The 11177-nt window shown below is 57.4% G+C and carries 11 protein-coding genes; 5 read left to right on the plus strand and 6 right to left on the minus strand.

Annotated features, from left to right (window positions below; all coding sequences use genetic code 11):
- Positions 1-22: 22 nt before the first annotated feature.
- From RB548_RS24245 to RB548_RS24255, 3 genes are all read right to left on the minus strand, one after another.
- Complete coding sequence (locus tag RB548_RS24245; protein WP_331375516.1) at positions 23-568, minus strand: nuclear transport factor 2 family protein; 546 nt, start codon at positions 566-568, stop codon at positions 23-25.
- A gap of 222 nt (positions 569-790) precedes the next feature.
- Positions 791-1042 carry a ferredoxin gene (locus tag RB548_RS24250; protein WP_331375517.1) on the minus strand — a complete coding sequence of 84 codons (252 nt, stop codon included), beginning with the start codon at positions 1040-1042 and terminating at the stop codon, positions 791-793.
- Between the two features lie 35 nt (positions 1043-1077).
- Complete coding sequence (locus RB548_RS24255) at positions 1078-2256, minus strand: cytochrome P450 (RefSeq protein ID WP_331375763.1); 1179 nt, start codon at positions 2254-2256, stop codon at positions 1078-1080.
- A gap of 777 nt (positions 2257-3033) precedes the next feature.
- On the opposite strand from RB548_RS24255, the gene RB548_RS24260 reads away from it, so the two are divergent.
- The gene (locus RB548_RS24260) at positions 3034-3852 is read left to right on the plus strand and encodes a calcium-binding protein (RefSeq protein WP_331375518.1); all 819 of its coding nucleotides are present in this window, start codon (positions 3034-3036) and stop codon (positions 3850-3852) included.
- Positions 3853-4020: 168 nt separating this feature from the next.
- Here RB548_RS24260 and RB548_RS24265 read toward each other — a convergent pair whose 3' ends face one another.
- Positions 4021-4278, minus strand: a complete 258-nt coding sequence (locus RB548_RS24265; protein WP_331375520.1) for a tyrosine-type recombinase/integrase — start codon at positions 4276-4278, stop codon at positions 4021-4023.
- A gap of 262 nt (positions 4279-4540) precedes the next feature.
- Between RB548_RS24265 and RB548_RS24270 the strand changes: the two genes are divergently transcribed.
- Positions 4541-5293 (plus strand): sulfite exporter TauE/SafE family protein, encoded by a 753-nt coding sequence (locus tag RB548_RS24270; protein ID WP_408642448.1) that lies wholly within the window; start codon positions 4541-4543, stop codon positions 5291-5293.
- Between the two features lie 419 nt (positions 5294-5712).
- Here the strand turns inward: RB548_RS24270 and RB548_RS24275 are convergent, their stop codons facing one another.
- On the minus strand, positions 5713-6432 hold the full coding sequence (locus tag RB548_RS24275; protein ID WP_331375521.1) for a GntR family transcriptional regulator: 720 nt from the start codon (positions 6430-6432) through the stop codon (positions 5713-5715).
- Positions 6433-6772: 340 nt separating this feature from the next.
- On the opposite strand from RB548_RS24275, the gene aepX reads away from it, so the two are divergent.
- From aepX to RB548_RS24290, 3 genes are read left to right on the plus strand one after another with little or no spacing between them, the layout of a single operon-like run.
- Complete coding sequence (gene aepX / locus RB548_RS24280) at positions 6773-7690, plus strand: phosphoenolpyruvate mutase (RefSeq protein ID WP_408642449.1); 918 nt, start codon at positions 6773-6775, stop codon at positions 7688-7690.
- A 57-nt stretch (positions 7691-7747) separates the two neighbouring features.
- Positions 7748-8938 (plus strand): aminotransferase class I/II-fold pyridoxal phosphate-dependent enzyme, encoded by a 1191-nt coding sequence (locus RB548_RS24285; protein WP_331375523.1) that lies wholly within the window; start codon positions 7748-7750, stop codon positions 8936-8938.
- A gap of 40 nt (positions 8939-8978) precedes the next feature.
- Entirely contained in the window at positions 8979-9755 is a 777-nt protein-coding gene (locus tag RB548_RS24290) for a phosphocholine cytidylyltransferase family protein (RefSeq protein ID WP_331375524.1), read from the plus strand.
- A 441-nt stretch (positions 9756-10196) separates the two neighbouring features.
- Here the strand turns inward: RB548_RS24290 and RB548_RS24295 are convergent, their stop codons facing one another.
- Entirely contained in the window at positions 10197-10985 is a 789-nt protein-coding gene (locus RB548_RS24295; RefSeq protein ID WP_180942020.1) for a class I SAM-dependent methyltransferase, read from the minus strand.
- Positions 10986-11177: the final 192 nt, after the last annotated feature.

Here is an 11177-nt window from a genome sequence, read left to right on the forward strand (position 1 = left end):
TTGCAGCCCAGCAGCGATTGCCTCACTTTCTCGCTCTTGGAGGGATGCGGCGTTTCCTAAGCGCGTAGACCGGATCGTCCGGATGCGATACTCCGATCGGCCGGCGGAGACCGAACCGCTCTATTTCCGAGGCCGTCTGCGGGCTCTGCTCCTCGAGCCAATCGTAGACGACCGTGCGCTCGGCAATTCGCCACTCCCCTTCCCTCTTTTGAAACAGGTCACAGTATCGACCGCAAAGCAGAACCTGCCGGATCGTCCTGCCGCCGTCCGGTCCGCGTTGCAGCGCGGTGAAGTAGCTCTCGACGGCGGCCTCTCCCGGGCCTATGAACTCGATCAGAACGTTCGTGATCTGATGGATGTTGCGCGGTTCGGTTTTGAAGACACCGAGCGCGAACTCAATGAAGCCTTCGGCCGAGCCGGCATAGGCCCCGTGGTTGTCATAGGCATCCGGCCAGTAGGAGCTGCGCAGCGCCGCCTCATCCGCGCGGTCTATCCCCCGGCAGTATCGATAGAGGCAGTCGCGGATCGCCTCCCGGTCAAGCAATTCGACGATTTTTTTGTGGTCCATGGCTTGGTAGCAGGTTCTGAGATTGAAATGGCGCTTTTGCGTATCCGTATACGCAGCAACGATTTCGGACTAAGGCACAGCCGCACTCCAGCCAAAAACGGCCTGCCGCTGCGCACCGATGTGAAGCACCTCAGTGCCGGAGGCGTTGACAGCGTTGAGTGGCTTCCCGCACGCGGTGTCTGGATAGAGGCCACGCGCCGTCCTGTGCCGGCGAAACTCCATTTAGGTGTTAAACCCTCCACAGGCTTGATTGAACAAAAACCGATCAAGCAACGCATCGAATGCGCGATCGATTTCGAGCGCACGTTCGGGGCAGGATCGAGCGCCTCGCGTCGCGAGTAGTTCGTCCCGCTCCGCGACCTCGATGTCACCGGCTAGGATGTAGCCCTCGTCATCCAGTTTGAAGACGTCCGGCGCATGCGCCCAGCAGCGAGCATGCCCCTGGCATTTGTCATTGTGGACGATGATGCGCATGCGGTACCTCCATGTCTTTGCTCCCTCGCCTATATTCAGGACCAGTCCAGAATCAGATTCTCGATTCCGAACACATGGCCACCATAGGTGATGGGCGCCGTGTCTTCCTTGATACGGAAGTCAGGGATGCGGGACAGCCACTCCTCCAGGCCGATGACGATCTCCCGCCGGGCGAGGTGCGAGCCAAGACAACGATGGGGACCATAGGCGAAGGCGGTGTGGCGGTTGTCTTCCCGTGCCAAATCGATCGTGTTCGGGTTCTCGAACTCTGCCGGATCGCGATTGGCGATCATCGTGGCACAGGAAATGTAGTCCCCCTTACGGATCGGCGCGCCTTCGAACTCGATGTCTTTCTTTGCCACGCGGATCATTTGCACGGTGGAATAGGCGCGCAGCAATTCTTCGGCCGCGAGCCCAATTCGATCCGGTTCTCTCCGCAGCAATTGCTGGTCTTTCGGATTGCGAGCGAGATAGGCCAGGTCAAATCCTATTGCCGTTGCGACCGTGTCGAGGCCGGCGACGAACACAAGTACGCCAATGCCACGGACTTCCTCATCGGTCAGCGGGCGACCATCGACCTTAGCCTCCACGACGAAGGTCATGAAATCGTCGGTCGGTTCCTTGCGGCGCACGGCCGCAAGGTCATCGATGAACGCCACAATCGTCCGGGCGGCTGCCGTTCGCTTGACGCCCTCGCCGTGGAGCAGATCCTTCCCCCAGCCGACGAATGTGTCGAGCCGCTCATCCGGCAGGCCAAGAAAGTGAAGGAAAATACTGACCGCAAAGGGAAAAGCGAAATCCTTCATAACGTCGCAGTTTGTGCTCGCCGCGGAGATCCCGTCGATCAACACGATCGCGCGCTCACGGATGGCCGGTTCCAGAACCATCACCCGCTTGGGCTCCAACAACGGGTTGAGCAGCGAACGAAAGACACCGTGGGCTGGTGGGTCGAGTTCCAGCGGTATCATCGGCCAGTTTTCGCCGAGCGCGGAGGCGAAGATGCTGCGATGGCTGGAAAATGTTGCGGTGTCGTGCAGTACCCTGCGCTGGTCCTTGGCACGCGTAATGACCCAGGTACCCCGGCCGTCGCGAGTGTTGTTGGGAGAATAAAAGATGGACGGCGCGTCATGGGCGCAGGCGACAGCTGCGTGAGGATCCCCGTCTGGCGTGGGCCCCATGCCGGGCGACGTGAACAAACTGAAATCCCTTACCATTTCCGGCGGGACATGATCTGGAATCGGCTTGCTCACGACTTGGTTTCCCCTCAAGGTCATGCACTTATGCGCTCGATTGAAATCACCCGGCGATCCTCGATGTTAATTACTGGTGCGGCCCGTCACAGGCGCCTCGAGATTCCGCTGCACGATGCGCCGACCCACGCACCAGCGCGGATGAGATCGTCGCTAATTTGAGCAGCACAGTATCCTGGTCGGCCCCTGGTCCATGAAGGACCGCCATCAGCTTACGCGCGTTGAAAGTCAGATGCTGATCAATCACCCGTTAGCTCCTTGAGGCACTGCAGACATCCGCCCTGCAAAATTATCGAAGCAAGTTGCGTGCCGTTGACCCGGAACCACTTGTCCACACCGGCGCCTATGTCTCTTCGGCAACTGTTTTGGTCCGGTTTGCGACATACTTGTTCTGCTTGGGACACACGGAGGCTGGCGGATCGACACGCGCCGGGGAACGCATGCAAACGCCGCGATCCAATCCAAACTCAAACACTCGCCTAAACGTGAGCCGGTGTAAGCCGGATGAAATGCCCTGCCATCAAACACTTGAGCACTATCTGGATGACTACCTCCACGCGGGAGGCTTCAGATCAAGTTCAGATCACTGGTCATGTAGGTTCCAATTTGCGGCGAAGCGCACGTGGATGCATCCGCTATGTCGATGTGTGCTATCCAAACAATCAATTACTCCAATTGCCCGATACGGCATATGAATGAGTCCAGTGGCGTCGTGGGGCTGTTTCATAAAGAGGACTCGCGATGGAAAAGACAATTCAGGGCGGCCAGGGCAGCAACAGTCTCTTTGGCAGCAATGGTGATGATGTGATAGTCGATCCCACGGGAAATGACTGGATCGACGGTCGCGCCGGCAGCGACTCCATCTCGGCCGGCGAGGGCAATGACCGAGTCTTCGGTGGCGTGGGCAATGACCACGTCTTTGGCGACGAGGGCAACGACTACCTCTACGGCGACCTTGGCCGCGGCAACCCGCGCATCCCTGCTCCGGCCATCCTCGGCGCGGACAACGACAAGCTCTACGGCGGCCCCGGCGACGACGCCCTCTTCGCGGGCGACGGCAGGGACTCTTTGACCGGAGGTGCCGGCCACGACACCTTTGTGTTCCAGTTCCACAACCCGCTTCCCGGGTTTGATCAAAACTACGGGCCGAACGCGGAGGACCACACCACCATTGTGGATTTTGACCCAGCGCAAGATACTTTCGCCTTCGATGCGGTAGGCCTTGGCAGCGATGGTCTTGAAGCTAATTTCGTTAATCACGCCGGGCCTGGCAATCAGGTGGATACCTTCTACAGCGGCCCCGCCAATGGCGCGAACGGCGAGCACGTCGTAGTGATCACTGATCACAGTTTCGCCGACGGCTCGGCCGCAGCCAGGGATATCTCCGGCGAGGCTGCAGGCGATATCATTGCCTATTTCGATAATAGGACCATGACGGCGGATCTGGGTTATGTTACCTCCGAAAACCACGTGGACGACTTCGCGCACCTGGGCAACGTGCAAAGTTTGCTCCAATTGGCCGGCCTGGGCCTGACCGCGTCGGATTTCATGTTCTGTTGATTCAGAAAACCCATGCGGAATTGCGCTGCGCCCCCCAAGCGCAGCGCTTTCCCTTTCCGCTCCCTTGACCGTGGGCCATCCAGGAGCAGGCGCAGTGTTGTTCAGCTTGATGAAGCTCTGTACATTGCGTCGGCTGCAGACCCAACCCTAATCGAGCCTTGATCACATTCAGAGAAAATCATAACTGCACCACTTGGCGAGCAGATGGGCGGCAAGGCTGTGCCGCAGCATGTGCACGCTGATCCGCTTGGTCAATGCGGTCGCCTTGGTCGCCGAACGGCAGGCGGCATGGAGTATCTGCACATCAATCGGCTTATCGCCCCGTCCGGGAAATTGCCAGTCCTTGAGGCGTTCCAAGCGCCAAGGTTCACCCTGAATACCATCGCCGCCGTAACCGCCGGGCTCTCCCAAACCGCAGTCGATCAATTCGGAATCCTTCGTCCAGGCATGTTTTTTGCTCCTCGGTTAGGGCCGCGGTGGAGAAAGACGCGCCGGCAGATGCAAGCGCTGACAGGCGTGGAGTTCAACTAATGATATCGCCTTCACCTCGGGCGGGACTGAAAGTCATGATGCAGCAATACTTTCGGCAGTTGAGGTGATGTCTGAACGCACAGAGGATTGTGATTTCCGCGGTCGAGCATCCGGCAGTGGTCACGCGCTGCACGCATCAAGGAAGTGACCCGAGAAAGTGGGCAAGCCGTTGGATACTGAAGTGATCGGGCTCGCGGCAGCCTTCCTTGTCATCGCATTGGTATATGCGGCAGTCGGGCAGGCTGGAGCGTCGGGCTATATCGCCGCAATGGCACTTGTCGGTTTCGCCCCGGCGGCCATGAAGACTACAGCCCTTGCCCTGAACCTCTTGGTCGCCGCGATCGGCACGTTCCATTTCATGAAGTCTGGACGCTTATCGTGGCGGAATGTCTATCCTTTTGTCATTTTGGGCTTCCCTTTCTCCCTGGTCGGCGGAGCCGTTCATCTTCAGGAAGAACTTTACTATCCGATTGTGGGTGTGATCCTCGTGCTCTCTGCGGCCCAAATGGTCCGGTCTGCACTTTGCAAAGGTGCAACTGTCGCCTCACCAAGCGTGCCGCCCTTCTGGCCTGCTTTAGCGACAGGAGCTATTGTCGGTTTCTTCGCGGGGACAACCGGTACGGGCGGCGGCGTGTTCCTTGCCCCATTGATGCTGGTTATGAATTGGGGAAGCGCGCATCAAACAGCAGCTACAACAGCAGCTTATAATCTGATCAACTCTGCCGCCGCCTTGATAGGCGCCTATGCATATTGGAATGCCCTGCCAACATCGTTGCCATTTTGGTTATTTTCCGTGGCGGTGGGCGGATCGATCGGCGCATTCGTTGGAAGCCGATATCTGGCAGATCGTTGGTTGCGCGCGATCCTCGCTGCTATTTTGCTGATGTCGGGCCTCAAGCTGCTTTGGTAGCGAGGCGTGAGCCCGCGCAAAGCCTGCTGGATTATGCCGAATGCCGCATCAAAAAAGGTAGCATTACACCGACTGAACTCGGCCGTGCGGCAAAGGCTTACGACACAATGGGTGTTGGACTAACCGCTCCGCCACGGGCGGAGCGGCAAGGGGGTCGTGTATTCAGCAGGAGCCCCAACTTGCTCCATCGGACAGCGGAGCTCGCCCGATTGACGGAGATCCTGAAGCGGAACGCCTAAGGATACGCTCCTGCCGAATGCCCAATGGACGATTAGGCATACCTTGGATGTTGCAGTGCTTCCCACTTCAGCCGAAGCACCGCAAATTGCCCCGATGAACTTAATTGGAAGGGGTGAGTTCCTCCTGATGTAGGCGTGTACATTGGACCTGCTTTCCCTCCTTGGAACGGGGGAATTGACTTACAAGCTTCTCGCTACAAGGGGGAAGCTTGTAAGCCATCGTGTGTTCATATCCTGCACGACACGCGGCAGAGCACCCAGTTCCAAGTCAAGGTGGCTTATTAATGCGGATTCCACCACGCCCGTTGCGCTGCCGAGTTGGCGCATCGCGTCCGTTAGCGTTGCGATGCTTCTCCCGAAAGAAGGTGAAAGCTCAGATGCGGCTATTTCCATGCGTACGGTGTGAGTGCAAAAACAGAACTTGTCGATGATTTTGCACATCTCGCAGTTCGATGCCGCCTGGGCGATTTCGGTGAAGATCGCTTCCGCTCTAAGTGCGATTTCGGCCGGCCTCAATTGATCGCAGGGCGCGGGGTGGCATGTAGCCTGAGGCCGTACGCGCGCTAATGCGAAGGTAAGAATTTCGCGTGCCACGGCATATGAGTCCAACAGAGCCCACTCGATGAGGGGCCTCGTGAAGTAGCCCTTTTGGGGAAGGGATACGATCTTTCCTTCAGCTGCAAGTCGGATAAGTGCTTCGCGGAGGGGAGTTCGGCCAATCTTGAGTTTCAACGCCAGGTCCCTGTCGCTGAGATGCTGTCCCGGCACCAAGGCGTGGCTGCAGAGCAATTGAACCAATGCATCGTAGGCTGCGTCGGCCTTTCCACGCGCCGCCGGTTCGGTGGGAAATTTTGATAGGTCTATTCCATGACACTGGGCGGCCTTTTCACAGAACCACATCTCTGCGCTCTCCTTTGTCGTTTTTTGAACGATATCCAAACTGCATGCCAGAAAAGTTCGTTCTGTCACACGCCCCATATATCTGGCGACAACCATTAATAGATGTTTTGTGGCTCGGTTTAGCACACCGTAATATTACGACAATCATTGTCAGAGACGACGCGTTGTCGATGCGATATATTTTTAAATATAATTCCGTTGTATTATTATTAGTTTGCAACGACTCCCAACTATTAATTCTATGATGGAATTCGTCGCGAGAGTATTATTTGAAATATACCAGATTAGTCTATTGCATTTCGCGACAAAAGCATTCAGCCTCGGCTTTTATGAAGGAGGGATGACAATGAATCGGGCAGCTTTTATAGCCAGGCCGATCGACGCCGTTGAGGACCCGACGACGATCCTTCGTGCGCTTATTTTCTCCAGCGAGCTGTCTTTCCTCATGGAGGCCCATGACGGGCTTTCGGCAGCAATCGCCGCTCAGGCCGGCTTCAAGGGACTTTGGGCCTCCGGACTTTCGATCTCCTCAGCGCTCGGCTATCGAGACGCAAACGAGGCGAGTTGGACTGAAGTCGTGGACGTGGTGGAGCGCATGGCCGACGCCAGCGGACTACCGATCCTCGTCGATGGCGAGTCTGGGTTTGGCAATTTCAACAACGCCCGGCTACTGGCGATGAAGCTCTTGCAGCATGGCGGCGCCGGCGTCTGCCTGGAAGACAAGGTCTTTCCGAAGAGAAACAGTTTCGTGGGAGACCACCACCCGCTGGTCGATATCGATGAGTTTTCCGGGCGCCTCAAAGCAATCAAGGACACGACGGGGGACGACCTCTTGCTGGTCGCTCGCATCGAAGCGTTGATCGCCGGTTACAGTCTGGACGAGGCGCTGCGCCGCGCAGACGCCTACGCTGACGCTGGCGCCGACGCGATCCTGATCCATTCACGTAAGAGCGAGGCGGACGAGATTCTCGCTTTCGCGAAAGAGTGGCAGACGCTTCCGATCGTGATCGTGCCCACGAAATACTACCGCACGCCGGTCTCGGCTTATCGAGATGCCGGCATCTCGACGGTGATCTGGGCCAACCATGCGATGCGGGCTGCAGTCGCCGGGATGCGTGCGGCGTGCGCTCGCATAGCCGCCGAGGAGAGCATTGCCGGAGTTGAGCCGGAAGTCGCCACACTCGACGAGGTCTTCCGCCTCTTGGGTTACGATGAATTGGCAGCGGCCGAAGATCGCTATCTGCCGAAGCACTTATGACGGAGCACGCCGCTGAGAGAATCGCGGCGACTCCGATATCAATTCGAGGAAGCTCTCATGCTTGCGGAGCGGACAGCCTTGTTCAAATCGTCGGGGACGGCTGCGGCGCGCGCTGCGGCCGAGGCGGCAGCCGGGTCGGGAAAAGAGATCATCGATTTGACTGCCGGCGAGATCTGGAGCGATCTTGCCCCGACGATCCGGGTCGGTGCGCTCAATGCGATCCGCAGGGGCATCAACCGTTACACCGACACCATCGGAATGATAGAGCTTCGCGAGGCGCTCGCCCAGAAGATCTCCGGCCATACCGGCCAGGTCTGGCGCGCCGATGAGGTCGCCGTAACGTGTGGCGCCAAACAGGCGCTGTTCAACGCTGCCATGGTCCTGCTCAATCCTGGTGACGAGGTCATTATTCCCGCGCCGTACTGGACGACTTTTCCGGCGCAGGTACTGATCGCTGGCGGAAAGCCCGTCCACGTGGAGACGCGCGCCAATGGCTATGTACCGAGAGTCGAGGATATCGCGGCCGCAATCACCGACCGAACCCGCGCCGTGGTTGTCAACACCCCGAATAATCCAACCGGCGCCGTGTATGGTTCCGAAACGTTGGTTGGCATCGGGAAGCTTGCGATCGAACGCGACCTATGGATCATTTTCGATGAATGCTATGGCGATTTCATTCACGTTGACGATGCCCATTGTCCGATCGTCTCGATCCTTCCGGAAGCTCGCTCGCGCACCCTGATTGTCAACTCCTTTAGCAAGTCGCTGGCACTGACGGGCTGGAGGATCGGTTATCTCGCCGGACCAAAAGAGGTGATCAGCGCGGTGAAGGCCCTGCAATCACATACAACCTCGAACCCGAACGTGATCGCGCAGCACGCAGCGCTCGCACACCTTCTAAACAGCGATGGCAGCTATGAGAGGCACCTGCGGTCGCACCTCGCGGGAGCCCGGCAGACGGGTCTCAGCGCGCTTTCGACCCTGACGCGGATTCCCGTGCCGAAGGCGACTGGAGGCTTCTATTTCTACCTCGACGTTTCCGGTCTGCTGCGCCTGAGATTCGGCAATGATGAGCCCATGACGGCCGACGATATCGTGCACGTTCTATTGACGAGAGCGGGGGTGGCCGCGGTTTCGGGCACGACATTCGGTGACCCGGCTGGCCTTCGCCTCTCCTACGGAGTACCGCCCAAAAAACTGGAGATCGGCCTCACCCGGCTCGTCGAGGTCCTGAACGCCTGGGAATGACAAGATCATGCAGCGGCGCCAACAGAAGGGAACTACAAGGATGACGAATGCTCCCAAGACGGCAGTCATACTCGCCGCAGGTTGCGGATCTCGCCTGCGGCCTTTGACCGACCTGCGGCCGAAGCCGCTCGTCGAAGTCAACGGTATCCCCATCCTCCACAACGCGCTGCGCAACCTTGAAGCTGTCGGCGTCGAGGAAGTCACCATCGTCGTTGGCTACCGCAAGAATGATATCCAGTACTCCTGCGGCAACCACTTCGGTAATCTCGAAATTAGCTATGTCGAATCCCCTGTCTTCAACAAGACCGGCAGTGCCTATTCCCTTTGGTTGGCGCGCCATGCGCTGCTGACCGGCGACATCTACCTCCTGGAAGGGGATGTCTTTTTCGAGCTGGATGCACTTCGCTATCTCGGGACGGTAGAAGCAGAAAATGTCGCCGCGGTCGCACCCTTCGACCGGTCGATGGAAGGCTCTGCTGTTGTCCTAACAGAGAACGGCGATATCGCCGAAGTGCGGATGAAGCAGACGGCCACAAACCTGATTGACGGGTCGCCGCCGCTCTTTAGGACGATGAACCTGATCCGCTTTTCCGGCAACGATCTCCGCGAGACGATTGTCCCACACCTCGACGATCTCATCGGCAGTGGCGCCGTAATGTCGTATACTGAAGAGCTACTCTCCGGGCTGGTGCAGAAAAAGGACTTGCGGATCGCCGCGGCCAGATGTGACGACGTAAGGTGGTATGAGATCGATAACGAGGATGATCTGCGCATCGCGGAAGCGCTGTTCCTGACTGCCCGCAATATCGCGTGTTAGCGGCTCGGTCGAGGAGAAAGGTGATGCTTCGCTATCTCGTGAATCCCGCCAATGCGATCACGATGTTCGGCCTGTTACGCTCGTCTATTGCGCTTTGTTTAGCGTTGGACAGGCGCCTTGGTCTCGCTGTTGCCGCCGGTCGTGGGCGGTCCTCGCCGACCACCTCATCAGCCTGAAGCATCTCCCCGCCCTACATCGCTCGCGACAATACAGGATGTGCCGAAAAATCGCTCGTCATGCATCTCCTCGTTTGAAAAGAGGGGATCAGTTCGTTAGGGGTTAGTTTTCATTTCGCCCGAAAGCATGGGCATCAGGTTGATCTGCTGACATAAGCATGACGAGCCTCCAGATTTTGACGAACCCACTCTGCCACGATGCGGGGGACCCCCCCTATCCACTCCCCGTAGGATATTGTTCCAACTCGACTAAAGGTCCGGAGTCCTAAGGGCACTCGCATGGTGCTTTGCGGAACACCGACATGTATCGCGAAGATTTATTGTCAAACGGGTGCCTCAGCCAGTTTCCGTGACGCTCAAGAAGCTCAAGTCCGCTGATCCTTGCGAGCAAGTCGAGTTCGGTTGGATAGACATATCGCATCTTAAGCGGCATCGTCCGACTTCCTGCCGGTGTAATCCAGAAGTCCAGAGAAATAAAATGCTGCTGATTGCGGTCGTGTCTGGCAAAGCGAACCATCGCACGCTGCTCATCGACATGCATGACTGTCGTTCGCTGGTCACGGCAGATGCCTTCTCCGACGAAGTCAGCGGTATATGGATAGCTCAAATCAACAACAAAGCATCCGTTCGGCTTGAGAGCCTTTGCAGTTGATTTCAAGCAACTGATCTGTTGCTCGACGGTCACCATATGCGAGAAGGTGTTACCAACACAGTACACGAGATCATATTGAGTACCCAGGTCGAACTCCGCCATGTCACCTACGTGTGCTGTGACAGACTGCCCACCTTTCTTTGCGCGAAGCGAGGCAAGCATACTTTCCGAGTTATCGAGACCGTGAACCGAAACTCCTGTCTCCGAAAGGGGCAAGGCGAAGTGGCCGTTTCCGACGCCCAACTCGAGTGCGCTTCCGTTCTTTGCAAGGGCCGCAAGAAAACTGACTGCCCGCTCGATCTCGATCGACCTGTCGAGCGCTTCTACATATTCGTCGTATACATCACTCCATATTTCGCCATAGGCGGTATAAGCATCCCTTTCTTTCACAGGGTCGTTCATGAAGTTTCCTCGCTTGCTGACAAATCAATACGTCGAGACGACCCCTCCCGGACTTGCCCATGAGAGTTGCATCTACCGGACCTGCACTGCCTTTGCGCTCGCGAAAACAGGTCTCTTTTTTGCTTCGATAATACCAACAAAAGTCGTGCCAATTTGCTGATCCAGGCCGAAAGAAAACTTTGCGATTGCTTC

Source organism: Sinorhizobium chiapasense (assembly GCF_036488675.1).
GTDB classification, from domain to species: domain Bacteria; phylum Pseudomonadota; class Alphaproteobacteria; order Rhizobiales; family Rhizobiaceae; genus Sinorhizobium; species Sinorhizobium chiapasense.

Bases quoted from the DNA above. Each gene is read 5' to 3' on its own strand.
- RB548_RS24245 (WP_331375516.1), bottom strand. From the start codon at position 568: ATGGACCACAAAAAAATCGTCGAATTGCTTGACCGGGAGGCGATCCGC.
- RB548_RS24250 (WP_331375517.1), bottom strand. From the start codon at position 1,042: ATGCGCATCATCGTCCACAATGACAAATGCCAGGGGCATGCTCGCTGC.
- RB548_RS24255 (WP_331375763.1), bottom strand. From the start codon at position 2,256: ATGGTAAGGGATTTCAGTTTGTTCACGTCGCCCGGCATGGGGCCCACG.
- RB548_RS24260 (WP_331375518.1), top strand. From the start codon at position 3,034: ATGGAAAAGACAATTCAGGGCGGCCAGGGCAGCAACAGTCTCTTTGGC.
- RB548_RS24275 (WP_331375521.1), bottom strand. From the start codon at position 6,432: ATGTGGTTCTGTGAAAAGGCCGCCCAGTGTCATGGAATAGACCTATCA.
- aepX (WP_408642449.1), top strand. From the start codon at position 6,773: ATGACAATGAATCGGGCAGCTTTTATAGCCAGGCCGATCGACGCCGTT.
- RB548_RS24285 (WP_331375523.1), top strand. From the start codon at position 7,748: ATGCTTGCGGAGCGGACAGCCTTGTTCAAATCGTCGGGGACGGCTGCG.
- RB548_RS24290 (WP_331375524.1), top strand. From the start codon at position 8,979: ATGACGAATGCTCCCAAGACGGCAGTCATACTCGCCGCAGGTTGCGGA.
- RB548_RS24295 (WP_180942020.1), bottom strand. From the start codon at position 10,985: ATGAACGACCCTGTGAAAGAAAGGGATGCTTATACCGCCTATGGCGAA.